This is a genomic window from Streptomyces sp. NRRL F-6676 (assembly GCF_000725625.1).
Lineage (GTDB): Bacteria > Actinomycetota > Actinomycetes > Streptomycetales > Streptomycetaceae > Streptomyces.
Window position 1 is genome coordinate 551,603 of the sequence record NZ_JOHS01000001.1, and the last position, 23,895, is coordinate 575,497.

At 71.9% G+C, this 23,895-nt stretch carries 23 protein-coding genes; 16 read left to right on the top strand and 7 right to left on the bottom strand.

Features of this window, described 5'->3' with window-relative positions:
• Nucleotides 1-29 precede the first annotated feature (29 nt).
• Nucleotides 30-881: an SCO6745 family protein gene (locus IO29_RS02210; RefSeq protein ID WP_234307361.1), complete on the bottom strand. Its 852-nt coding sequence runs from the start codon at nucleotides 879-881 to the stop codon at nucleotides 30-32.
• Between the two features lie 321 nt (nucleotides 882-1,202).
• Between IO29_RS02210 and IO29_RS02215 the strand changes: the two genes are divergently transcribed.
• The 9 genes from IO29_RS02215 to IO29_RS02255 all read left to right on the top strand — a co-directional run bounded on the left by IO29_RS02215 (nucleotide 1,203) and on the right by IO29_RS02255 (nucleotide 9,160).
• Nucleotides 1,203-1,958, top strand: coding sequence for a GntR family transcriptional regulator (locus tag IO29_RS02215; RefSeq protein WP_030377308.1), 756 nt, complete (start codon nucleotides 1,203-1,205; stop codon nucleotides 1,956-1,958).
• Nucleotides 1,959-2,068: 110 nt separating this feature from the next.
• A complete protein-coding gene (locus IO29_RS02220) occupies nucleotides 2,069-3,214 on the top strand; it encodes a TIGR03364 family FAD-dependent oxidoreductase (RefSeq protein WP_199806950.1) in 1,146 nt (381 codons plus the stop codon).
• A gap of 5 nt (nucleotides 3,215-3,219) precedes the next feature.
• Nucleotides 3,220-3,939, top strand: a complete 720-nt coding sequence (locus IO29_RS02225) for an HAD family hydrolase (RefSeq protein WP_030377310.1) — start codon at nucleotides 3,220-3,222, stop codon at nucleotides 3,937-3,939.
• Nucleotides 3,936-4,994 carry an ABC transporter ATP-binding protein gene (locus IO29_RS02230; protein WP_030377311.1) on the top strand — a complete coding sequence of 353 codons (1,059 nt, stop codon included), beginning with the start codon at nucleotides 3,936-3,938 and terminating at the stop codon, nucleotides 4,992-4,994. The genes IO29_RS02225 and IO29_RS02230 overlap by 4 nt, the downstream gene beginning before the upstream one ends.
• Nucleotides 4,987-5,895 (top strand): 2-aminoethylphosphonate ABC transporter permease subunit, encoded by a 909-nt coding sequence (locus tag IO29_RS02235; RefSeq protein WP_106969682.1) that lies wholly within the window; start codon nucleotides 4,987-4,989, stop codon nucleotides 5,893-5,895. Before IO29_RS02230 ends, IO29_RS02235 begins: the two co-directional genes overlap by 8 nt.
• Entirely contained in the window at nucleotides 5,882-6,679 is a 798-nt protein-coding gene (locus tag IO29_RS02240; protein WP_030377313.1) for an ABC transporter permease, read from the top strand. The genes IO29_RS02235 and IO29_RS02240 overlap by 14 nt, the downstream gene beginning before the upstream one ends.
• A gap of 64 nt (nucleotides 6,680-6,743) precedes the next feature.
• Nucleotides 6,744-7,787, top strand: coding sequence for a 2-aminoethylphosphonate ABC transporter substrate-binding protein (locus IO29_RS02245; protein WP_030377314.1), 1,044 nt, complete (start codon nucleotides 6,744-6,746; stop codon nucleotides 7,785-7,787).
• 243 nt (nucleotides 7,788-8,030) lie between these two features.
• Nucleotides 8,031-8,894: an isocitrate lyase/PEP mutase family protein gene (locus IO29_RS02250; RefSeq protein WP_030377315.1), complete on the top strand. Its 864-nt coding sequence runs from the start codon at nucleotides 8,031-8,033 to the stop codon at nucleotides 8,892-8,894.
• The gene (locus tag IO29_RS02255) at nucleotides 8,891-9,160 is read left to right on the top strand and encodes a hypothetical protein (RefSeq protein WP_030377316.1); all 270 of its coding nucleotides are present in this window, start codon (nucleotides 8,891-8,893) and stop codon (nucleotides 9,158-9,160) included. Before IO29_RS02250 ends, IO29_RS02255 begins: the two co-directional genes overlap by 4 nt.
• Before the next feature lie 152 nt (nucleotides 9,161-9,312).
• Here IO29_RS02255 and IO29_RS02260 read toward each other — a convergent pair whose 3' ends face one another.
• On the bottom strand, nucleotides 9,313-10,626 hold the full coding sequence (locus IO29_RS02260) for an MFS transporter (protein WP_234307362.1): 1,314 nt from the start codon (nucleotides 10,624-10,626) through the stop codon (nucleotides 9,313-9,315).
• Nucleotides 10,627-10,701: 75 nt separating this feature from the next.
• Between IO29_RS02260 and IO29_RS02265 the strand changes: the two genes are divergently transcribed.
• Nucleotides 10,702-11,274 carry a TetR/AcrR family transcriptional regulator gene (locus IO29_RS02265; protein WP_030994040.1) on the top strand — a complete coding sequence of 191 codons (573 nt, stop codon included), beginning with the start codon at nucleotides 10,702-10,704 and terminating at the stop codon, nucleotides 11,272-11,274.
• Nucleotides 11,275-11,390: 116 nt separating this feature from the next.
• Here IO29_RS02265 and IO29_RS02270 read toward each other — a convergent pair whose 3' ends face one another.
• Complete coding sequence (locus tag IO29_RS02270; protein ID WP_030377319.1) at nucleotides 11,391-12,155, bottom strand: helical backbone metal receptor; 765 nt, start codon at nucleotides 12,153-12,155, stop codon at nucleotides 11,391-11,393.
• A 201-nt stretch (nucleotides 12,156-12,356) separates the two neighbouring features.
• Nucleotides 12,357-12,926: a TetR/AcrR family transcriptional regulator gene (locus IO29_RS02275; RefSeq protein ID WP_030377320.1), complete on the bottom strand. Its 570-nt coding sequence runs from the start codon at nucleotides 12,924-12,926 to the stop codon at nucleotides 12,357-12,359.
• A 39-nt stretch (nucleotides 12,927-12,965) separates the two neighbouring features.
• Here IO29_RS02275 and IO29_RS02280 point away from each other — a divergent pair, with 39 nt between their 5' ends.
• Nucleotides 12,966-14,060, top strand: a complete 1,095-nt coding sequence (locus tag IO29_RS02280; protein WP_199806949.1) for a saccharopine dehydrogenase family protein — start codon at nucleotides 12,966-12,968, stop codon at nucleotides 14,058-14,060.
• 358 nt (nucleotides 14,061-14,418) lie between these two features.
• Here the strand turns inward: IO29_RS02280 and IO29_RS02285 are convergent, their stop codons facing one another.
• Nucleotides 14,419-15,483, bottom strand: a complete 1,065-nt coding sequence (locus IO29_RS02285; protein WP_078618045.1) for a GlxA family transcriptional regulator — start codon at nucleotides 15,481-15,483, stop codon at nucleotides 14,419-14,421.
• Between the two features lie 70 nt (nucleotides 15,484-15,553).
• Between IO29_RS02285 and IO29_RS02290 the strand changes: the two genes are divergently transcribed.
• Nucleotides 15,554-16,588 (top strand): NADP-dependent oxidoreductase, encoded by a 1,035-nt coding sequence (locus IO29_RS02290; RefSeq protein ID WP_030377323.1) that lies wholly within the window; start codon nucleotides 15,554-15,556, stop codon nucleotides 16,586-16,588.
• 145 nt (nucleotides 16,589-16,733) lie between these two features.
• Here the strand turns inward: IO29_RS02290 and IO29_RS02295 are convergent, their stop codons facing one another.
• Nucleotides 16,734-17,030 (bottom strand): hypothetical protein, encoded by a 297-nt coding sequence (locus tag IO29_RS02295; protein WP_030377324.1) that lies wholly within the window; start codon nucleotides 17,028-17,030, stop codon nucleotides 16,734-16,736.
• Between the two features lie 336 nt (nucleotides 17,031-17,366).
• Here IO29_RS02295 and IO29_RS02300 point away from each other — a divergent pair, with 336 nt between their 5' ends.
• Both IO29_RS02300 and IO29_RS02305 read left to right on the top strand, forming a co-directional pair.
• Nucleotides 17,367-18,029 (top strand): TetR/AcrR family transcriptional regulator, encoded by a 663-nt coding sequence (locus IO29_RS02300; RefSeq protein WP_078618046.1) that lies wholly within the window; start codon nucleotides 17,367-17,369, stop codon nucleotides 18,027-18,029.
• On the top strand, nucleotides 18,026-19,387 hold the full coding sequence (locus tag IO29_RS02305; RefSeq protein WP_030377326.1) for a carotenoid oxygenase family protein: 1,362 nt from the start codon (nucleotides 18,026-18,028) through the stop codon (nucleotides 19,385-19,387). The genes IO29_RS02300 and IO29_RS02305 overlap by 4 nt, the downstream gene beginning before the upstream one ends.
• Nucleotides 19,388-19,723: 336 nt before the next feature.
• Here IO29_RS02305 and IO29_RS02310 read toward each other — a convergent pair whose 3' ends face one another.
• Complete coding sequence (locus IO29_RS02310; protein WP_030377327.1) at nucleotides 19,724-21,013, bottom strand: FAD-dependent monooxygenase; 1,290 nt, start codon at nucleotides 21,011-21,013, stop codon at nucleotides 19,724-19,726.
• A gap of 516 nt (nucleotides 21,014-21,529) precedes the next feature.
• Here IO29_RS02310 and IO29_RS02315 point away from each other — a divergent pair.
• A complete protein-coding gene (locus tag IO29_RS02315; RefSeq protein ID WP_030377328.1) occupies nucleotides 21,530-22,222 on the top strand; it encodes a TetR/AcrR family transcriptional regulator in 693 nt (230 codons plus the stop codon).
• Between the two features lie 51 nt (nucleotides 22,223-22,273).
• Nucleotides 22,274-23,797, top strand: coding sequence for an FAD-dependent oxidoreductase (locus IO29_RS02320; protein WP_030377329.1), 1,524 nt, complete (start codon nucleotides 22,274-22,276; stop codon nucleotides 23,795-23,797).
• Nucleotides 23,798-23,895 lie beyond the last annotated feature (98 nt).

A 23,895-nucleotide genomic window follows, 5' to 3' on the forward strand; every position in this document is an offset into this window, starting at 1 on the left:
CGCCGACGATCCGCAGCACGTTCCGCGTGTCACCGGGAACCCGCGGCCACCAGGGTCGCGGTGAGGGGTTCGAGTTCCGTGATCAGTTCGTCGAGTTCGGTGGAGGACAGGGCCTCGTAGGGCGGAGCGGCGAGTTCGTCGGTGAGCGTTTCGATGCGCTGTTTGGTCGTGCGGCCGGCGTCGGTGAAGCGCCCCTCGGTGTCGATGAGTCCCCGTTCGCGCATACCGCCCATGACCGCGGCCAGGCGCTCTTTCGGCAGGTGATGGACGCGTCCGAACGACTCCGGGGGATGGATGCCCTGTTCCAGGGCGGAGAGCAGGTGAGCCTCCGTGCCGCCGATGCGCGCGGCGACGAGAGCGGCGATGTGCCCGTCGCCGCGGTGCTCACGGAGCATCGTGGCGGAATGCCACAACCGGGCGACGGGTTCGCAGGGCACTTCGAGGCCGCGCATGCCGGCGTACATCACCCGGCCTTCGACGGGGGCGTTGGTCGCGGCCTTGGTGGCCAGGTCCGCGGCGCGCGCCAGGCCGGGAGAGCCGGCCACCTCGTCGCCGAGGATGCGGCGCAGGGAGGCCGCGCTGCCACGCTCCCGCGCGGCGACCGAGGCCTCGGGCGGGATCGTCTCCCATGCGCTGGGGATGTGCCGTGCGGCCTCCCCTTCGGCGAAGCTGTAGAAGGCCGCGTGCACGACGCGGGCCGGCACCCGCCCCAGGGGTGCGGCGCGGCTGGCGAAGTAGCCGTCCCAGTAAGTGCGGTGGCCGAGTGCGGCCAGTTCCTCGTTGCACTCGTCGGCGAAGTAGGTGACGAGGCAGATCGGCTCCAGGAGTTCGAACATGCGACGGGCGATGCGAGCCATCGGATGCGCGTGCGTGTTGCCCACTGGGTCCTCCCTCGGTCGGATGTGCCGACTTGGACCGTCCGGCACACCGAAACTCATCGGCGAGCGAAGGGAAACCGGTGGCACTGGCACTGGCCACGGTTTGCGCGCGCATCCTTCACGGCCCGGTCGGGGAACCGAACGCGGTCCCTTCGTGTCGCGCAGCCGGTCGCGCCTCGGCCGCCACCGGCCTGACCCCACTGGCGCGCGCCGCCGCCGGGCGGCCTGTTTCCGCCACCCCGCGGCACCCCGCGTCATCCCGTCCTTTGCCGCCGTGTGGAGGGCCCGCCAATGGCCAACCCGCGCGTCTGGGAGGATCCCTGCGTGGACTACCCGAACGACCAGGCCCCCGGCGCCCCCGTTCGCTCCGGGATTCCGGAGCACGGCCGCGTGCCGAAGTACTACGCCGTCAAGGCGCGGATCGACCGTCTCGTGGCCGAGCTGGGGGAAGGCGGCGTCATCCCCACCGAGCGCGATCTCTCCGAGCGGTACGAGGTCGCCCGCGAGACGGTCCGGCAGGCTCTGCGTGAGCTCGTGCTGGAGGGCAAGCTGCGCCGGCAGGGGCGCGGCACCGTCGTCGCCGGCCCCAAGCTGGCCCAGCCGCTGTCGCTGGCCAGCTACACCGAGGGCGTGCGCCGCCAGGGGCGTACGCCCGGCCGCGCGCTCGTGACCCTGGACCGCTTTCCCTGCCCCGACCCGCTCGCCGCCGAGACCGGCCTCACACGCGGGGAGCCCGTCTGGCATCTGGAGCGCGTGCTGCTCGCGGACGAGGAGCGGGTCGGCCTGGAGAGCACCTACGTCGCCGTGGCGCGCGTCCCCGATCTCGACACCGCCTTCGACCCCGACTCGTCCTTCTACGCCCATCTCGCCGGGCGGGGCATCGCCTTCGGTGACGCCGACGAACGCATCGAGACGGTGCTCGCCACCCCCCGCGAGGCCCTGCTCATCGGCACCCCGCCGGCTCTGCCCATGCTGCTCATCCACCGCGTCTCCCGCGACACGCAGGGCCGCCCGCTGGAGCGGGTGCGCACGCTGTACCGGGGGGACCGTTTCTCCTTCACCGCCCACCTGCGTGGCTGAGACACGTCCTCGCTCACCGGCCAAATATGTAACGGTAAGATAACGGGTCTAGCCCAAACGTGATGGCCGGTTCACGCTCTCGTTGTCGGCCGGATTCCTTCGGTTCCCCGATGCCAAGGAGCGTTGCCGTCGTGAGAGTGATAGTCGTCGGAGCCGGCGTGGTGGGCACCATGCACGCCTGGCACGCAATGGAACGCGGCCACGAGGTCGTACAGATCGAGCGCGAGACCGAGGCGCGCGGCGCCTCGCTGCGCAACTTCGGCCAGATCTGGGTGAGCGGCCGCGCGGGCGGCGAGGAACTGGAGACCGCGCTGCGGGCCCGGGAGCTGTGGGAGGAGATCGGCGGCCGGATCCCGGCGCTCGGCTTCCGCCCGAACGGCTCGCTGACCCCGCTGCGCGGCGACCTGGAACGCGCCGTCGGCGAGGCGGCCGTCGCCCGCCCGGACGCCGCCGTCCGCGGCCACAAGCTCCTCACCCCCGGTGAGGCCCGCGCCCTCAACCCCGCCCTGCGCGGCGGGTTCGACGCCGCCCTGTACTGCGAGCGCGACGCCGCCGTCGAACCGCGCACCGCCCAGCTCGCCCTGCGCGCGGAGCTGCTGAAGTCCCCGCACTACACCTTCCTGCCCGGCCGCGAGGTCCGTGACGTCGTCGGCGAGCGGGCCGTTCGCGACGACCACGGCGACGTGCACACCGGCGACGTCGTCGTCCTCGCCACCGGCGCCTGGCTCGGCGGCCTCGTGCGCGAGCTGACCGGACCTGACCTGCCCGTGCGCAGGGTCCGCCTCCAGATGATGCAGACCGACCCCCTCGGCGAACCGCTGACCACCTCGGTCGCCGACGCCGACAGTTTCCGCTACTACCCCGCGTACCGCTCGCCCGCCCTGGACGAGCTGAACGCACGGCAGCCGCAGCCGGCCACGGCCGCGGAGCACCGGATGCAGCTGCTGATGGTCCAGCGCGCCGACGGCGGCCTGACCATCGGCGACACCCACGAGTACGAGCACCCTTTCGCCTTCGACACCGTCGAGGACCCCTACGAGCACCTCACCGGCGTCGTCGAGTCCCTCCTCGGCCGCCCGCTGCCGAGGATCCGCCGCCGCTGGGCCGGGGTGTACGCGCAGTGCACGGACACCAGCCGAGTCGTGCACCGCCAGCAGGTGCGCGAAGGCGTCTGGCTGGTCACCGGGCCCGGGGGGCGCGGCATGACCTGCTCGCCCGCGATAGCCGAGACCACCGCGAACGAACTGAACTGGTGACCACCATGACCACTGCGACCGCCACCCCGACAGCCCCCGACATCCGCCTCGCCGTCCTCGACATGGCCGGCACCACCGTCGCCGACGGCGGCCTCGTCGAGCGCGCCTTCGACACCGCCGCCCGCGAGCTGGGCGTAGAGCCCGGCACCCCCGAGCACGCCGAGAAGCTCCACTACGTCCGCGCCACCATGGGCGAGTCCAAGATCTCCGTCTTCCGGCACCTGTTCGGCGACGAGGACCGCGCCCAGCGCGCCAACGCCGCCTTCGAGAAGGCGTACGGCGCACTCGTCGACGCCGGACTGATCAGCCCGGTCCCCGGTGCCCGTGAGGCCGTCGAGGAACTCACCGCCGACGGCCGTACCGTGGTCCTGACCACAGGCTTCGCCCGGGTCACCCAGGACGCCGTCCTCGGCGCGCTCGGCTGGCGCGACCTGGTGCCGCTCACCCTGTGCCCCGCCGACGCGGGCGGCCGCGGACGGCCCTATCCGGACCTGGTGCTGGAGGCGTTCCTGCGCACCGGGGCCGCCGACTCCCTCGCCCAGGTCGCCGTCGTCGGCGACACGTCGTACGACGTGCTCAGCGGCGTACGCGCCGGTGCGGGCCTGGTCGCGGGCGTGCGCACCGGGGCCCACGGCGACGACGCCTTCCGCGAGGCGGGCGCGACCCACGTGCTGGACTCCGTCGCCGACCTGCCCGCCCTCCTGCGGGGAGCAGCCGGCCGATGAGCACCCTCAGCGGCATCCGCTTCGACTCGGTCACCGTCGCCTACGACGGCAACGTCGTCCTGGACGCCCTCGACCTCACCGTGGGACCGGGCGAGGTCATGGCGCTGCTCGGGCCGTCCGGATCCGGCAAGACGACCGCGCTGCGGACGGTCGCCGGGTTCGTACGGCCCGCCTCCGGGCGGGTCTTCCTCGGCGAGCGGGACGTCACCGGCCTGCCCCCGCACCGGCGGGGCATCGGCATGGTCGTCCAGAGTTACGCCCTCTTCCCGCACATGCGGGTCGAGGACAACGTCGCCTTCGGTCTCAAGGCCCGCAAGACGCCCAGGGCCGAGATCCGCGAACGGGTCGGCGAGGCCCTGGAGATGACCGGCATGGCCGCCTACGCCCGCCGTCACCCGCGCGAGCTGTCGGGCGGCCAGCAGCAGCGCGTCGCCCTCGCGCGGGCCCTCGCCGTCCGGCCGGACGTCCTCCTGCTCGACGAGCCCCTGTCCGCTCTCGACGCCCAGCTGCGGTCGGGCATGCTCGCCGAACTGGCCCGGCTGCACCGTGAACTGCCCGACGTGTCGATCCTCTACGTCACCCACGACCAGATCGAGGCGCTGACCCTCGCCGACCGGATCGCGGTGATGGACAAGGCCCGCCTCCGGGCGTGCGGCACCCCGCGCGAGCTGTACCGGGCGCCGGCCGACGCGTTCACGGCGTCCTTCGTGGGCGGCGCGAACCTGCTGCCCGTCATCGTGGCGGGCGGGGGAGTGGCCTTCGCCGGTGCCGAGATCAAGGTCGGCACGGCGGGCGCCGCGCCGGGTGCCTCCGCCACCCTGTGCGTCCGGCCGCACCTCGTCGGACTCGGTGACGGGCCCAACCGGCTCACCGGGACGGTGCGGGAGATCCAGTGGCGCGGGTCCACACACCGGCTGTACGTCGAGGTCGGCGGACACCAGGTCATGGCCGACGTGCGCGAGCTGAGGACTCCGCCGGTGCTGGGGGAGCGTGTGAGTGTGCACTTCGCGTCCGAGGACGCGGTGCTGCTGCCGGCCGGGGTGGACCATGGCTGAGACCGTCGAGGAGCCGCGGGCCGTCGTGCGCCCCGCGCGCCCGGGCGGCCGCGGCCGCACACCGGGTACGGCCCCGCGCGCCTACGGGGCACGGCTGCTGTGGGCGCTTCCGCCCGTCGCCGTGCTCGCCCTCGCCTTCCTCTACCCCCTCGCCCTCGTCGTCCGGCAGTCCTTCCGGCCCGACACCGGCGGCACCTCCGTACAGGCGTACGCCGACGTCCTCGCCTCGGATGCGTTCCGCGAGGCGCTGTGGACCACCGTCTGGCTGGCGGTGGCCGCCACGGCCGGATGCCTGGTGCTCGGGTTCGTGCTGGCGCTGGTCATCGCCTTCGTGCCGTACCCGGGGGCCAGGGCGGTGTCGCGGTTCATCGACGTCTTCCTGTCCTTCCCGTCCTTCCTGATCACGCTCGCCCTGCTGTTCGTCTACGGCACGGTCGGCATGGCCAACGGACTGTGGACGGACGTCACCGGCGCCGCCGAGGGGCCCTTCCAGTTCCTCACCACGCCCTGGGGCGTCCTGCTCGCCGAGATCACGTACTTCACGCCGTTCGTGATGCGCCCGCTGCTCGCCGCCTTCTCCCAGCTGGACACCGGCCAGTTGGAGGCGGCCGCTTCGCTGGGCGCCCGCGCGCCCCGCATCGTCCGGCGGATCATCCTGCCCGAGGCGCTGCCCGCCCTCGCGGCCGGCGGCAGCCTTGTCCTCGTCCTGTGCCTCAACGAGTTCGGCATCGTGCTCTTCACCGGCGCCAAGGGCGTCACCACCCTGCCGATGCTCGTCTACGGCAAGGCCATCCTGGAGTCCGACTACCCGGGCGCCTGCGTGGTCGCCGTCGTCAACGTCCTGATCTCCGTCGGCCTCTACGGCCTCTACCGGATGGTGAGCCGCCGTGCTGGTGCATAGCCGCGGGGCGAGGTGGGCCGTGTGGGCGGTCTTCCTCCTCCTCTTCCTGCCCCTGTTCGCCCTGCCCCTCCTCGTCGTCCTCGGCGCCTCCTTCGCCACCCACTGGTCCAGCGTCCTGCCGTCCGGCTTCACCACCGCCAACTACCGGGCCGCCACCCGCGGCGAGGCACTGGAGGCCCTCACCACCAGCCTGGTCACCGCCGTCACCGCGAGCCTGATCGCGCTGGCGGTCGGCACCTGGGCCGCCCTCGCGGCGGCGGCGCTGCGCCGGCGGCACCGCAAGGTGCTCGACGCCCTGTTCGTGCTGCCGGTCGCCGTCCCCTCGGTCGTCGTCGGCCTCGCCGTCCTGGTGGCCTTCTCCCGGCCGCCGCTGCTCCTCAACGGCACCCGCTGGATCGTGATCACCGCCCATGCCGTCCTGGTCACCGCCTTCGCCCACCAGTCCGTGTCGGCGGCGATCACCCGGCTCGACCCGGCCTACGAACAGGCCGCGGCCTCGCTCGGCGCCTCCCCGGCGTACGTCCTCCTGCGGGTCCGCCTCCCGCTGCTGCTGCCGTCCCTGACCGCCGCCGCCGGCCTCTGCTTCGCCCTGTCCATGGGCGAGCTGAGCGCCACGATGATGCTCTACCCGCCCGACTGGACCCCGCTGCCGGTCCTCGTCTACGCGTCCACCGACCGCGGCGCCCTGTTCACCGGCTCCGCGATCGCCGTGGTCCTGATGACGGCCACGCTGCTGGTGCTGTCGGCCGTCTCCAGGCTCCGCACCAAAGCCTCGTACCGGTAACCACGCGCACTGGTCATCACCCGTTCTCTCTCTTTCCCCCGCCACGCAAGGAGTTCGCCTCGCCATGCCCAGGAACGCCCTCACGCCGATCGCCGCCCTCGCCGTCCTCGCCCTCTCCCTGACCGCCTGCTCCGCCGCCGCCGACGAGAACGTCGTCACCGTCTACAGCGCCGACGGACTCAAGGGCGAGCACGGCGACGGCTGGTACGACCAGGTGTTCAAGGATTTCCAGAAGGAGACCGGTATCAAGGTCGAGTACGTCGAGGGCGGCTCCGGCGAGATGGTGCAGCGCGCCGCCCGCGAGAAGAGCAACCCGCAGGCCGACGTCCTCGTCACCCTCCCGCCCTTCATCCAGCAGGCCGACACCAAGGGCCTGCTCCAGAAGTACGCTCCGAAGGGCGCCGGCCAGGTCGGCGGCGCCGACAAGTCGGCGACGGGCACCTGGACCGCCGTCGTCAACAACTACTTCGGCTTCGTCCACAACACCAAGGAGTTGAAGCAGGCCCCCACCAGCTGGGAGGACCTGCTCGACGGCAGGTACGACAACAAGCTCCAGTACTCCACCCCCGGTGTCGCCGGCGACGGCACCGCCGTGCTCATCAAGGCCATGCACGACTTCGGCGGCGAGAAGCAGGCCATGGAGTACCTGAAGAAGCTCCAGGCCAACAACGTCGGCCCGTCCGCCTCCACCGGCAAGCTCGCCCCCAAGGTGGACAAGGGCGAACTCCTCGTCGCCAACGGCGACGTCCAGATGAACCACGCCCAGTCCAGGACCATGCCGAACCTCGGCATCTGGTTCCCGGCCCGCGAGGGCGGCAGGCCCACCACCTTCGCCCTGCCGTACGCGGCCGGCCTGGTCACCAGGGCCCCGCACAGCGAGAACGGCCGGAAACTCCTCGACTACATGCTCAGCCGGAAGGCACAGGAGCAGGTCAGCGAGATCGGCGGCGGCTTCGCGGCCCGCCGGGACGTCAAGGCCACCGACGCCAACGCCGTCGCGCTGGCGAAGCTCATGGACGGCGTCGAGATCTTCGCGCCCGACTGGAACGACATCGAGAAGAACCTGACGTCCTACATCGACGCCTGGAAGTCGGCCACCGGCAGCTGACCGCCGCGTCGGGCCGAGCGGCCGCCGCGGCATCAGGCCCGGGCCGGGGAGCCCCCGGTGAAGCTGTTGCCCCATCGGAGTGAGTAAAGAGAGTCCCAGCGCGGTATCTCGCACAGGTCTATAGATCCTTTTGTTCAGGTAAAGGATCGTTCGTGCCATGGACCGGCGGCACGCGGTCTCCGCGGCGCTTCGCGCCGAGGGGCGCTCGTGCGCCCACCCCCCCTCAACCGGAGGAGTCACGCCATGAGTCACGGAAAGAAACTGCGCGAGCAGATCGCCGGACCGGGGACCACCCCGCTGATCGGTGTGTACGACATGTACTCGGCGTCCATCGCGGCCGGGCACTACGACGGGATGTTCGTCTCCGGCTTCGGCTTCGCGGCCTCGTACTACGGACTGCCGGACATCGGCTTCATCGCCTGGCCGGACATGATCGCGTTCGTCGAGCGGCTGCGCGGCGCGTTCCCGGCGCACCACCTGCTGGTGGACATCGACGACGGTTACGTCGACCCGGAGGTCGCTTGTCACGTGGTGGAGCGGCTGGAGCGGATCGGCGCTTCCGGAGTGATCCTGGAGGACCAGAAGCGGCCCCGTCGGTGCGGTCACGCGGACGGCAAGCAGGTGCTCCCGCTCGACGAGTACCTCAGCAAGCTGGAGCGGGTGCTGGCGACCCGGCGGGACATGGTCGTGGTCGCCCGGACCGACGCCACCGAGGAAGCGGACATCCTGAACCGCGCCAAGGCTCTCGCGGCCACCGACGCGGACGTGATCCTGGTCGACGGGATCCGCAGCGTCGAGTGGATCGGCCGGGTGCGCGACGTGGTCGGTGACAAGCCGCTGCTGTTCAACCAGATCGCCGGCGGCAAGTCCCCGCGGCTGTCGCTGGACGAACTGTCGAAGCTCGGTGTGAACGTCGCCATCTACAGCACGCCGTGCCTGTTCGCCGCGCACGAGGCGATGGACAGCGCGCTCGCCGAACTCAGGCGGGCCGACGGCCGGTTGCCCGTCGTGGACCCGGAGCGCGGCATCGGCGTCCGGGCCGCGACCAGCCTGCTGGAACTCAACATGGCGCACCGGCGCACCGAACGCGCGGGCGTGGGCGGGTGAGCGGGCCCGCGCCCCGGCTGCGTACGGCGGCCTTCCTGGCGGTGGCGGTACTGGGCGGTGCGGCGACCCCGGCCGCGGCGGACGGAACGGGTGGTCTGATCACCGTCCTCGACAACTCGCACGCCGACTCGATCCTCGAGGTCGACCGCACGGCGAACCTCCAGGCCGGCAGCGGCACCGCCGGCAGCGATCACGACGGCAGCGCGGTGGACCTGATGGAAGCCCTGGTGGGCGCGGCCCACGGCGGAGCGGAGGACGGCGGCTGACGCCGAGGGCCGGGCACCGCCCGGCCCTCGCGCGGCGTCACCGTACCGCCGTCCCGGCGGCCGGCCGGTGCCGGCCGCCGTCGTGCCACTGCCGGTGATCGCCGCCGGGCCGGGCGCGGGGTTTCTCCCCGCGCCCGGCCCGGCCGGGTCCGTCACGTCTGCGGGCAGGTTTCCGTGCGGGGGGCGCGGCGGGAGCGGAGCCCCTGGGCGAGCAGGGCGAGGGCGGAGAGCAGGACGACCGTCACGGCGTACGCGACGAACGTGTCGTGCAGCCCCGTGTGGGTGACGGCCATTCCGGCGGCCACCGCGGGCACGCTGAAGGACAGGTAGGAGATGACGAAGGCCACGGAGAGCAGCTCGCCGCGTTCGGACGGGGCGGCGATTCGGGCCAGGGTGCCGAAAGCGGCGAGGCCCGAGCCGCCGAAGCCGACCCCGGCGATCACGGTACCGAGTACCGCCGTGCCCAGGGAGTTCTCCTCGACCCCGATCAGGGCGACGGCCGTGCCGACCAGCAGCAGGCTCGCGCCGAGGGTGAGCGTGCGCGGGGCGGGCCAGCCGCGCAGGAGCAGCGCCGTGAGGAAGGCGGGTGCGGTCAGCAGGGTGACCACCAGTCCGCCGACCACATGGCTGGAGAGACCGAACAGACTGAGGGCGACGGACGGTCCGAGCGAGAGGTAGAGGCCGCCGAGCGCCCAGCTCGCGACCAGGATCGGCACCAGGCCCAGCAGGTCGGCCCGCAGATGCGGGGCGACCCTGAGCCGGGGCTGGAGCGAACGGGCGGCGCCCGGACGCCGGACCGAGGTCTCGGGCAGCGCGAGAAGTACGGCACCGGCCAGGACCAGCCCGGCCAGCAGCGCTATGTACACCAGCCGGGTGGGGTGGGGCCCGTACTGGACGAGGAAGCCGCAGCCCAGGGCGCCCAGGCCCAGCCCGAGGGTGGGGGCCGCGCCCGTGATGACGCCGGCGCGGTGCGGTGCGTGAGACGGGTTGAGGTCGGCCAGGGCCGCGCCGAGGGTGGTCATGGCGGCGCCGGTGGCGATGCCCTGGACCAGCCGTGCGGCCAGCAGCAGGGCGACGTCGTTCGCGGTGAGGAAGAGAACCATCGACACCGCTTCGAGGGCGAGCGCGGACAGCAGTACCGGGCGGCGGCCGAGATGGTCGGACAGGGCGCCGAGAACCAGCAGGGCCCCGATCATCCCGATGACGTAGACCGCGAACACCGTGGTGAGGGTGGTCGCGGAGAAGTGCCACTGCTGCTGGTAGACGACGTACAGCGGGGATGGCGCGCTGGACGCCGCCGAGAACAGCACGAAAACGACCGCGAGGGCGGCGAAGGCGGCCGGACGGCCCAGCTCGCGTCGGCGGCCGCCGACGCGGGAGGCGTCGCCGGCCGGGGACGCGCCGGGAGGCGGGGAGGTGTCGAAGGGCGGGGAAATCTGGCTCTCGGGCAGGGCGGAACCGGGCACGACGTTCTCCAAACGCAGTAATCGATGCGTTAAGGACGCTACCACTAACGCAGCGATCAGTGCGATAATTCCGGCATGGTTGACGCTTCAGCTCAGGTACGTCCCGGTGGCCGCTCCGCGAAGGTACGGGCGGCCGTCCACCGCGCCGTCGGGGAACTCCTCGCGGAGGAGCAGTCGGCGGAGGCGCTCACGATCCCCGCCGTCGCCGCCCGTGCCGGCGTGCACCCCACCACCGTGTACCGGCGCTGGGGCTCGGCCGCCCAGTTGCTGAACGACGTCGCCACCAGCCGGTTCAGCGACGACGTCGTCGTACCCGACTCCGGCACGCTCGCCGGTGACCTGGAGCGGTGGATGGAGGACGTCGCCACCGACCTCGCCGACCCGGACACGCTCGCGCTGATGCGTGCCACGATCGGCTCCGGGCCGGCGGGCGGCTGCGCCTGCACCGAGGACCGCCACAAGCAACTCCGCGCCATCATCGAGCGCGAACGCTCCCGGAGCGGCGACACACCCGAGGTGGAGAGCGCCGTCGACTTCCTGCTCGGCCCGCTGTACTACCGCGCCGTCTTCAGCGCACAGCCCGCCTCCCGGGACTGGGCGCGGGAACTCGTGACCACATTCCTGACGGCGTCCCGAGCGCTCTCCTGAGCCGTGCGCGCCGTGTGCCGGCCCCTGTGACCCTCACGGCGGCCTGACCGCCACGGCGGGCTGACCGGCCGGACCGGAGCGGGGGACGGCGCACGAGCCGCGTCCCGCCCGCGCGTTCACAGCATCGCCGCGAGCTCTCGCAGCATGTCGTGCGCCGACAGCAGCGACGGACCGTACCAGGTGATCAGTCGGCCGTTCACCAGATGGGTGGGCACGTGGTGGAACGCCTCGGGGCCGTCGCTCTCGGTGAACTCGTACGGCTCGTCGGGCAGCAGTACGACATCCACGTCCGGCCGGTCGATCTCCTCCAGCGCCACGTGCGGGTAGCGGTCGGGATGCTCGGCGAACGCGTTGGCGAAACCCGCCCGGCGCAGCAGGTCGCCGGTGAAGGTGGACCTGCCGACCGCCATCCAGGGATCCCGCCACACCGGGACCGCGACGGTGGCGGTGACATCGGGAAGCGGTCCCGACCAGAGCGTGCGTGCCGCGTCGAGCCAGTCGGGGACCGGGGCGCCCAGGGCCTCGGTGAACATCCGCTCGAGCGAGTCCAGGGCCTGCGGAACGGTCTCGACGACGGTCACCCACACCGGTATTCCCGCGGCGCGCAACCGGAGGACGTCCAGCTCGCGGTTCTCTTCCTTGTTCGCGATCACGAGGTCCGGCCGCAGCCTCGTGACCGCGTCACGGTCCGGGTTCTTGGTGCCCCGTACCCGTACCACGTCGAGGCCGCCGGGACGGGTGCACCAGTGGGTCGCCCCGACGAGGACCTCCGGACGGACGGAGGCGATCGCCTCCGTCAGCGACGGCACCAGTGACACCACCCGTCGTGGCGGGCGAAGCAGGCGCAAGGCGGTGCCCATGTCGTCGTGCGGTGGAGACATCGCGGCCTCCTCGGAGCGACGGATCCGGCCTGGGGACTCGATGGTAGGGCGCCCGGAGTGCGCCAGGAGGGCCACCGGGGGTGCAGGACAGCGGGCGTCGGACACATGAGACGTGCTGTCGAGGCCCGCTGATCGCCGGCTGCTCCGCGGCCTCGAACCCGGCATCGGCCGCCGGGGCGGGCGCCCTGGGGTCCGGAGCCCCTACTCGCGCGTGAGGGAGCGCAGGCGGGCCGTGGTCTCCCGGATGAGGTCGGGCAGGGAACGCTCCGGGACCTCCTGGTCCAGCCAGCGGGTGAGGGAGAGCCGCAGCACCGTGGTCGCCAGGTGCGCGACGAGCTCCGCATCGGCCCGGGGACAGCCGTTGCGGGTCAGGGCGTCGGTGACCAGCTCGGCGAGGTCGGCGAACTTGCGCAGCTCACGTTCCTTCAGCCCGGGGTCGGTGGCGATGACGGCGCGGACGGCGCGCAGCCGGGCGAACTGGTCGGCGAAGGCGGTCTGTGCGATCTCGACGAGCCCGTCCTCGACGAACGCCATCGGGGTCAGGGGCGTGGCGCCGAAGTCGGTGATCCTGGCGACCCGCTCGGGGATGTGCTCCTCACCCGCGAACAGCACCTCCCGTTTGTCGGCGAAGTGGCGGAAGAACGTACGCGTGGTCAGGCCGGCGCGCTCGGCGATCTGCGGGACGGTGGTCTGGGCGAAGCCCTGCTCGGCGAACAGGTCGAGCGCGGCACGTTCGAGCCGCTCGCGGGCGTTCGGCTTCCATCGGGACATGCGCCCATCTTAGTGATGACACTGCATGTCATAATGCTGATGACACTGCATGTCATCATGGCTCGGGAGGCCACCGTGAAGGAAGAAGTCTGGGTGCTCGGAGCGACCGGGCGGTTGGGCAGCGGGATCACCGCCAAGCTGACCGCCGCCGGGGTCCCGGTCACCGTGCTCGGACGCACCGCGGCGACGCTGGAACGCCTGGCCGCCGCCCACGCCGGTTCCGGCGCGGCTGTCCGCACCAGGGCCGGCTCGTTCGAGGAGACCCTCGACGCGATCCGCAGCGAGCGCCCGCGCGTCGTCGTCAACACGATCGGCCCCTTCACGCGCACGGCCCCCGCCGTGATCGACGCGTGCGGTCCGGGCACGCACTACGCGGACGTCGGCAACGAACCCCCGGCCGCGCGGGCCGTGTTCGACGCCGAAAAGCGCGCGTCGGAACAGGGCAGTACGTTCGTCACCAGCGCGGGCTTCGGCGTGCTCGGCACCGAGAGCGCGCTCCTGAAGCTCCTTGAAGGCAGGCCCGCGCCGCATCGGGTCCGGGTGGACGGGATCGCGTCGGTCGCGGTGCCGGAGGGAGCGGGGCCGCTCGGTGAGGCGTTCGCGCGCACCATCATCGAAGGGCTCACGACCAGCAGCGGGAGCCTGGCCGGTCCCCGGATCGGCTCCGAGCCGCAGAAGATGACGACTCCTGACGGCGACCAGGTGACGACGGCGGCTCTGCCCAGCGTCGATGTGCTCGCCGCGGCACGGGCGAGCGGCGCCGCGACGGTGGTGGCGGCATCGGCGGAGGCCCCGCACGGCGCGGCGGCGGCGCTGCTTCCCGCGATCGTCGCGGCCCTGCGGATCGGACCGCTGCGCCGCTTCGCCGTCAAGCGGCTCGCGGCGGTCCAGCCCAAGCCGAAGCCCGCGCCCCGTGCCCACACCTGGGCCCGTGCCCACGCGGTCTGGGACGACGGCCACACCGCCGAGTGCTGGCTGCGCGCCGGCGAGGCCATGGAGTTCAGCGTCGCGGCCGCGAGCGAGGTGGCACGACGCCTCCACGCCGGCGAAGGCCGCCCCGGCGCCTTCACCCCGGCGGCACTCTTCGGCCCCGCACTTGCCGAGTCCATCGGCGGCGACTTCGTGACTTCTTGACGGGGAGACCCTCACGGGGGCTTCCTCCTCGCCTCGGCAACGCTCAGGGGTCGCTTTCCCGCCGGTGAGGCCGCGGGCATCAGGCCGGTCGTGGCCGGCTGGACCATGGCTTCGGAGCAGGTGGCAGGGTCGCGAAGTCGCGGGCCGGGCGGCGGCGGAGCATCAGCCATCCGTAGGTCCGCCTCACCTGCCACCCCGCCGGGGCCGGCGCCCCTTGTGATCGGTCACGTCGTGGTGCCCGGGCCGGGCGCGGGCAATGGTGGTCTTCATGACCGACGTGGCCGAACGGTTTCCGGAACGTTGGGCGTCGGACAAGCCCGCCACCACGTCCGCTCCTTCGGCCCTCAGGACCTCATGATTACCCGACGTCGCCACCGGCCGGGCTCGAGGCACGGAAAGTGCGCCGGTACGCCGACGGGGCGACGCCCGCCTCCGCCGCCAGGTGCCGCCGCAGCGAGGTGGCGGTGGCGAAGCCGACCTCGTGGGCGACGCGTTCCACCGGCAGGTCGCTGGACTCCAGCAGGTGTCGCGCCCGCCGCAGCCGCTGCTGGGTCAGCCAGCGGCCGGGGCTCAGCCCGGTCTCCTCCCGGAAGCGCCGGGCGAAGGTGCGGGTGCTCATCGCCGCGTGCGCGGCCAACTCGTCCAGCGACAGGGGCAGGTCCAGCCGGTGCAGCGCCCAGTCGCGGGTCGGCCCGGTGCCGGTTCCGCTCACCGGCGGCAGTGGCCGCTCGATGTACTGCGCCTGCCCGCCGTCCCGGAACGGCGGCACGACACAGCTCCGGGCGACCTGGTTGGCCACCTCGCTGCCATGGTCCTGGCGCACCAGGTGCAGGCAGACGTCGACACCGCTCGCCGCCCCCGCGGAGGTCAGCACGTCACCGTGGTCGACGAAGAGCACCCCCGGATCGAACTCGACCCGGGGGAACAGCTCCTGGAAGTAGTCGGTGAGCGCCCAGTGGGTGGTGGCCCGGCGCCCGTCCAGGAGACCGGCGGCCGCCAGGAGGAAGGCGCCGGTGCAGATGGACACCAGGCGGGTGCCGGGGCGGACGCGGGACAGGGCGGCGAGGGCCGACGGGTCCGGGACGGCCGAGGCCGGGGAGAGCGCGTACGGAGGGATGACCACGGTGTCCGCCTCGGCCAGCGCCTCCGGACCGTGCCCGGGGGTGACGGTCAGGTCCGAGTCGGTACGCACGGGCCGCCCGTCCACGCTTGCGGACAGCACCTCGTAGCGGCCGTCGGCGGACCCCAGGACCCGGTGGGGGATGCCGAGTTCGAAGGGGTACACGCCGTCGAGGGCAAGGACGACCACCTTGTGGGCGCCGGGCCTGGGATCCGGGCGCAGCCGGCTGACCAGTTCGTCGGCGAGCGCACGGGCCCGGGACGACGCGGCGGACAAGGGGAGGGCGGACAGGTCGGGGGCCATGGCAGGAATGTATCGGACGATGACCTTCTTGCCATCGCCCCGGGCCTGACGGTACGGCCAGGATCGGCGTATGACTTCGACGGACACCCCTGAGAACCTCAACTCCCCGGCCCCTGCGGCCCTTGCGGCCGCTCCGGATTCGCCGGACCCCGCCGTCCCGGACGGCGCCCCCGCGATGCTCGCCCTGCACCAGACGGCCCTCGGCGGCCCCGAGGTCCTCCGGCTGACCGAGCTTCCCCGGCCCGCTCCGGGCCCCGGGCAGATCCTCGTCGCCGTGCACGCGGCCGGACTCAACCCGACCGACTTCAAACACCGTGCCCTGAGCATCTTCCTGCCGCCCCCGCCGCTGACCCTCGGCTGGGACGTCTCCGGCACCGTGGCGGCGACCGGACCAGGCGTCACCCTCTTCGAGCCCGGTGACGAGGTGTTCGGCATGCTGCCCTACCCGTACGGGGCCGGCTCCCACGCCGAGTACGTGACCGGCCCCGCCCGTGCCTTCGCCGCCAAGCCCACCGGGATCGACCATGTACAGGCGGCCGCTCTCCCGCTGGCCGCGCTCACCGCCTGGCAGGCACTCGTCGAGACCGCCAATCTGAGGGCCGGACAACGCGTCCTGATCCACGCCGCGGCCGGCGGGGTCGGCCATCTCGCCGTACAGATCGCCAAGGAGCGCGGCGCACACGTCACCGGGACGGCGAGTGCCTCCAAGCACGACTTCCTGCGCGGGCTCGGCACGGACACCTGCGTCGACCACCGCTCGGAGGACTTCACCGACACCGAAGAGCCGTACGACGTCGTCCTCGACACCCTCGGCGGAGAGACCGCCACCCGTTCCGTGAGTGTGCTCCGCCCCGGCGGCGTCCTCGTCTCCCTGGTGCCGGGCGCCGAGGACACCCAGGCCGTGGCGGAGAAGGCACAGATCCGCGCCGTCACCCTGATCGTCGAACACGACCAGGCAGGGATGCGCGCCATCGCCGAACTCGTCGACCGGGGCAGCCTCCGCGCCCACGTCTCCGGCACCTTCCCCCTCGCCGAAGGCGCCCGGGCACACGCACTGGGGGAGACGGGCCGCACCACGGGCAAACTCGTCCTCACCATGCGCTGAGGAGGCCGACTGTCGTAGGGCCGACGCGCCACCGGTGCGCCTGCGCCGGCGCGAGTCCTGAACGGGCTGCCAACTGGCGAGCCCCGTACGCACGTTGAGAGCCCCGCCCCGGCATCCCGCCGGAGCAGGGCTCAGTGCTCTCCGGTCAGGCGAGGTACAGTTGCCACTTTCCGGATCCGTCGAAGTAGTTGCAGGAGTACTGGGAGTAGCCCCACCAGATGACCGCCGTGCCACCGATGGCTTGGCACTCCCATTGGGAGTCGTAGTCGCCGTACCACTGCCAGTCGGCGGCAGGGGACGCCGGTATCTGTTTCACCTGAGTCGTGACAGAGGAAGCGTGCTGCACGGCGGGCTGTGCCGCGCTCGGGCCGGCGACCGCCAGAATGAGGCCGCCGGCGGTCAACAGGCCGATCAGAGAGCGGCGTACGACATTTTTGCTCACGGGTGTTTCCTTCCGTTCAGGTCTTGAGCCGTCGAGGACGCTACAGACGGGGGGCCGAGCCGACCAGCCGTTCGAAGGTGGTCGAAATGATGGCGTACGTGCCTCGACGGAGAGCGAACACATCCGCCGGGGTCCGCGCCCACAGGCCCGGGCAGCCGGGGACCGCGCATCCCGGCTAGGCCATCAGTACACGTGTCCGCTGCCTGGTACCGCCGGGTGCCTCGGGGCAGCGGTCCTCGGCCAGGGCCTGTCACCGTCCGGCCGACTCGTTGACGGGCCGGGTGGGCGGGCGTATAAAGAGCGGTAACGGTGTTGCCGAACAGAAACGGCGTTACCGTGGGCTCTCTCTACCAGCAGGCCCAGCGCGAAGGGCGGAGCGCCGTCAGGACGGCCGTCCTCGGCGCGGCCAGGAACCTGCTCATCAGCGAAGGGCCGACGGCATTGACCGTCCGGAGGATCGCCTCCGAGGTCGGCTGTTCCACGAAGGTCATCTACACGCTCTTCGACGGCAAGGACGGCATCAGCGAGGCCCTCTGGCTCGAAGGCTTCGCCCGGCTCGAACAGCGGCTGCTGATGGTGCCGCGCGACAGCGGCCCGCTCGACTGGCTGCTGGGCGCGCTGGACGCCTACCGCGCGTACGCGCTGGCCGAGCCCGATTTCTACCGCGTCATGTTCTTGGGAGCCCTGCCCGGCTTCAGGGCGGATGACGAGGCGGTTCACGCGGCCAAGCACACGTTCGAACTGCTTGTGGCGGGTGTGGCGGCGTGCCTGGAGACAGGGGAACTGGCCGGGGGCACGGCGACGGAGATCGCGGACGTGCTGTGGATGGCGGTCCACGGCGCCGTGAGCCTGGAGATCATGAGCTACTTCGAGGAGGCCGGCGCGTCGGCGCGCTACCGGCTGCTCCGCACCTCGGTGCTCACGCCGTTCCTCACCGCTGACCAGCGGCCGCTCCCGGCCGGACCACGACACGAGACGAGCGAGAGGGAAACCACATGAGCAGCACGCCGTACACCGGCGGCTTCACCCCCGTCACCGAGGAGATCACGGCTTTCGACCTGGAGGTCACCGGCCGCATCCCGACCGAGTTGAACGGCCGCTACCTGCGTAACGGCCCCAACCCGCTGAACCTCGACGATCCGAGGACCGGTCATCTGCTCACGGCCGAGGGCATGGTGCACGGCCTGCGGCTGCGTGACGGCCGCGCCGAGTGGTACCGCAACCGGTGGGTGCGCAGCGCCGCCGTCGCGGGTCTGCTCGGCGAGGAGCCGCGCCCGGGGCCGGTGCACGCCGGCCGGGACCTCGCCCCCAACACGCATGTGATCGGGCTGGCAGGGCGCACGTTCGCCACGCAGGAAGGGGGAGCACTGCCGTACGAACTGGGCTACGAGCTCGACACGATCGGCTCGTGCGACTTCGACGGCGGACTGCCCGGGGGATTCACCGGCCACGCCCACCTCGACCCGGTCAGCGGCGAACTGCACGCGATAGCGAACTTCTTCCACTGGGACCATCACCAGCACATCGTCATCGACCCCAAGGGCGTGGTGACGCGGGTCCAGGACATCCCGGTCCCCAACGCGCCGATGGTGCACGACTTCGCGCTCACCGAACGGTACGTGGTGCTCTACGACCTGCCGGTGACGTTCAGCCCGCCGCACGCGGAGAAGGGAGCCCCGCTGCCGGTCGCGTGGAACGAGGCACACGCCGCACGGCTCGGCCTCCTGTCACGCCGGACCGGCGAGGTGCGCTGGTTCGAGGTGGAGCCGTGCTGGGTGTTCCACACGCTCAACGCCTACGACGACGGCGACCAGGTCGTCGTGGACGTCGTGCGCTATCCCAAGCGGTTCGTGGACGGCCGGCTGGACGCCGGGGGGACGCCCACGCTCGACCGCTGGCGCATCGACCTGCGCACCGGCCGCGTGACGGAGACCCGGCTGGACGACCGGTCGCAGGAGTTCCCGCGCGTCGATGAGCGCCGTACCGGTCGGCCGTACCGCTACGGCTACACCGCCGCCATCCTCGACATGACCGAGGTCTTCTACCCCGGCGACACCGGGCTGGAGGACATGCCCGACGAAGCGTTCGACAACACCCTGATCAAGCATGACCTGGAGCGGGGTACGCAGGAGACACGGCGGCTGGGGCGCGAGGCGTACGTGGGCGAGCCTGCCTTCGTCCCCGCAGGCGAGGGGGAGGACGACGGCTTTGTGCTCTCCTACGTCAACAACCCCGAGCGGGGAGCGGCCGACCTGGTGATCCTCTCCGCGCAGGACTTCACCGGCGATCCCATCGCCACCGTCCACCTGCCCGTCCGCGTCCCGCTCGGCTTCCACGGAAGCTGGATCGCCGACTGAGGCCCCCTCTTCGGAGGCCGGCCACTGTCTCGCCGACGCGGTACACCAGGAAGGTGGTGTACCGCGTTGATGCCGCGTGAGCAGGACACGGCGAAGGTGCCCTTGGAGAGCGCCGAACTGTCGGTCGCGGGGTGGCCGTTGTCCTCGACGAGCAGGGTGTGCGGGCCGAGGGCGCACGCGGCCACGCACACGTCGCCCATACCGCGGTCCTCGATCTCGCCCTGCGCCGGCAGGTCGTCCCAGGTGCCCGTTCGGATCCGGTCCGGGTCGGCGCCCAGCCGCGGCAGTGCCGCATCGGGAGCCGTGTGGGTGCGGGCGCAGCGTCCGGCCCCCGCGTTACGGCTTGGCTGACGAAGTCAGCGGCGATCCGGGCGGGGCCGCGAAGTCCGGCGTCCCCGCGTACTCGGGCAGGTCGATGCCGTTGATCGCGCGCCCGACCAGCTCGGTGAACCACGCGCCGGCGAAATCGGGGCGCGGCCCGGCGTCTGGACCGGGGACATCGCGGCTGCGTGCGTTCAACCGGCCGATCTCCTGGTTGGCCTCCACGAACGGGCGCATCCGCGCCTCGTAGCGGGCGAACCCGATGGCGGGATCCCACTCGGCGGCGGCCAGCTCTCCGGCCAGCAGGTAGGCGCCGACCAGTGCCAGCCCGGTGCCCTGCCCGGACATCGGTGACGAGCTGAACGCCGCGTCCCCGAGCAGCCCCACCCGTCCGCTCGACCAGTGGTCCATCACGACCTGGGCGACCTGGTCGAGACAGAAGTCCGGGGTGTCGTCCAGGTGCGCCAGGATGTCCGGGGCCCGCCAGCCAAGGCCCGCCATCCGCTCACGCAGCAGGCGCTTCTGGGCTTCGACGTCACGGTGGTCGACGTCGAAGCCGGCGGAGGGGAAGTAGAACATGGACATCGCCCGGGTGGCGTCCTGGATGGGTCGCAGAAGGGCGGAGCGACCGGACTCCTGGTCCTGGTACTCCAGCAGCCAGCGGTCCAGCCCGAACTCGTTGGGCACGCTGTAGAAGGCCAGCACGTGCCCGAGGTGGCGGAGGAACCGTTCGTGCGGTCCGAAGACCATCGCTCGCAGCGGCGAGTGCAGCCCGTCGGCCCCGACCACCAGGTCGAAGCGCCGTCGGTTGCCGCCCGCGAAGACCACGTCGACCCCGTCCGCGTCCTGGGTGAGCTCGGCGATCCGGTCGCCGAAGACGTACTCGACGCCGTCGCGGGTGTCGTCGTAGAGCAGCTGGGACAGATCGCCGCGCAGAATCTCGATGTCGGCGATGAACCCGTCGCCACCGTCATCGTCCGCGCGGAAGGTCTCCAGCACCTGCCCGTCCGCGTCCACAGTGTGCGCGCCCGCGGTGTCGGTGCACGCTGCGCGGACCGCCGCGTCCAGCCCCATGCGCCTGATGACCTCCTTGGCGACCCCGCGCGCGTCCACCGCCTGCCCCCCGGGACGCAGCTCGGGAGCCCGCTCCACCACGGTCACCTTTGCCCCCCGTCGGCACAGCCAGTGGGCCAGCGCGGGTCCCGCGATGCTCGCCCCCGCCACCAACACCTCGGGACCGCTCGCCCCCATACCCCGCCCGCCCGTCCGGGTCGTGCGCTCCTGCGCGGAGTCGTCGACGCTCATCACTTGCCTCCATGCGCTTTCTCCCGCGCCGGAACGTTTCCGGCACGGGGCCCACTCCGTCGGTGGAGCCGGCAGGACCGACTGCGGGTCCGCACAAAACTCATCGGTACGGCCGGAATCGCGAGCTGCGCGCAACACGGTGAGACTTCGACCGCCCCGACGCCGACCGGATGACCGCACGCCTCGGCGCCGCGCTCACCGACGCGATCACGCGCGTCGACGGCCACGGCTGGGCCAGATCAGGGGCGGCCAGGCGCGTTCGGGCGATGGTGTCCCGGAGGCAGGCAGACAGACAGGCAGGCACGCCTGGGCGGGCTTGGCCGGGCTGGGCGACAACCACTTGGTAGCCGGTCAACAGCCTTGGATGTCATGTTTCCACCGCCGCCCTCGCCCGTCGATACGGCAACCAAGAATGCGGTCCGCCGCAGATACGACACCCAGAGGAGGCGTATCGCCACCTCATTTGGATCGCTGCACTAATTTGGTGCAGCGCTCCAAGTGTGTCATGGTGGAGGTATGGCAACGAGAACCCCGCGCCCGGAGCGGCGTAATCAGGTGCTCTCCCGGGAGCGGATCATCGAGACGGCGATCGAGCTGCTCGATGCGGGCGGAGAGGACGCCATGACCACCCGGGCGCTCACCGAGCGCCTGTCCACCGGATCAGGAGCGATCTACTACCGGGTGGGCAGCCGGGACCACCTGCTGGACACGGCGACGGAGACGATCGTCATGGCCGCCCTGGCCGCCAAGCCCGCGCGGGCCTCCGCTTCCCCCGAGGACGAGATCCGCACCGTGGCACTGGCCCTGTTCGATGCGATCGCCGAGCACCAGTGGCTGGCGACACGGCTGACGCAGCAGGTGGTCCGCCAGCCGTTCGGCCCGGTGACGGTCGGGATCTTCGAGCGGATCGGCCGCCAGCTCGGAGCGCTGGGGGTGCCGCGGCCGTCCTGGTTCGTGGCGGCGTCGACACTGGTCCACTACATCCTCGGAGCGGTCAGCCAGAACACCCAAGTGGCGGGTGACGCGCCTGACGGCGCACACGACCGTGGCGAGTTCCTCGACGCGGCCGCGGCGGCCTGGCAGGACCTCAGCGCCGAGGACTACCCATTCATGCACGCCATCGTCGGCCAGATACACGCCCACGACGACCGCGAGCAGTTTCTCACCGGCATCGCCGTCATTCTCGACGGCCTCACCCGGCTCGGCTGACCCACCAGGTCGGCCCATCCGTCAGCGTGTGTTTCAGAAAGGAATTCCCCCATGCGTGACGTAGTGATTGCGGGTGGCGGTCCGGTCGGCCTGTTCCTGGCCACCGAGCTTGCCCTGGGCGGCGCCTCCGTCCTGGTCCTGGAGCGGGACGAGGAAGCCACCTCGCCGTTCAAGGCGCTCCCGCTCGGACTGCGGGGCCTGAGCGCCGGGTCGGCCGAGGCGTTCTACCGCCGCGGCCTGCTGGATGACGTGATCAGTGCCTCGCACGCCGATCCGGCCAAGGTCGGCGCAGCCCCCGACGCCATCGAGGCACCGGACCCCCGGGATGTGAGCCACTTCGCGGGCATGGGCCTGGATGCGGCTGACATCGACGTGGCCTCGCTGCCCTTCCGGCTGCCCAGCCCGGCGATGGAAGGATTCATGACCAGCCTCGAGGCGGTCCTCTCGGTCATGGCCGAGCGCGCCACCGAGCTCGGCGTGGAGATGGTGCGTGGCAGGCCCGTCACGGGACTCGTGCAGGACGCCGAGTACGTCACCGTCACGGCCGGCGGCCAGGAGTTCCAGGCGCGTTACCTGGTGGGCTGCGACGGCGGGCGCAGCACGGTGCGGGGCCTGGCCGGCTTCGACTTCGTCGGCACCGATCCGCTGTTCACCGGCTACGCCGCCAAGGTCACCTTCGCCGACCCCGACCAGCCGGCCCTCGGCTTCCACCTCACGGACAACGGCATGTACCTGCGCACACCGTTCGAGGGACACCTGGGCATGATGGACTTCGACGGTGGTTTCTTCGACCGCTCGCAGCCGCCGACCCGTGAGCACCTCCAGGAAGTCCTGCGCCGCATCACGGGAAGCGATGTGACGCTGCGCGACGTGCATCTGGCGTCGAGCTTCACCGACCGTGCCATGCAGACCACGTCATACCGCAAGGGACGTGTGCTGCTGGCCGGCGACGCCGCGCACATCCACTCGCCGCTGGGCGGCCAGGGCCTCAACCTCGGCATCGGCGATGCCGCCAACCTCGGCTGGAAGCTCGCCGCGACCGTGCGCGGCAGCGCGCCGGAGGGCCTGCTCGACACCTACACCAGTGAGCGGCACCCCGTGGGAGCCGCAGTGCTGGACTGGTCCCGCGCCCAGGTCGCGACCATGAAGCCGGGTCCCAACGCCCCCGCGCTGCGCAAGCTGGTCCACGAACTGCTGCGCACCATAGACGGTACGACGTTCGCCTACCGCAGGACGACAGGGCTGTTCAACCGCTACGACCTGGGCGACACGCATCCACTTGTCGGCTGCTCCGCCCCGGACTTCCGCTTCGAAGACGGCACTCGCTTGGGCGAACTGCTGCGCCAAGGCCAGGGCGTCCTGTTGGACTTCCGCTCCGATGACCGGCTGCGGCGTGCGGCGAAGAGCTGGCAGGGCCGGATCCAGTACGCGGCCGGCCCCGCCCGCGAGGATCTCGGATGCACCGCCGTGCTCGTCCGCCCCGATGGCGTCGTCGCCTGGGTCTCCGGAGAAGTGGTGGACGCCGGCACCTTCGAGCAGGCCGCCTCCCGCTGGTTCGACGGCGGCCGGAACTAAGGGCCTGTCGTTTGGATCAGCCCGCAGACGCGGGGTCTGGCACGCACATCTGCCGCGTTGTCGTCGGTCGCCGATTCCCCCAAGCTCTCAACTTCGTT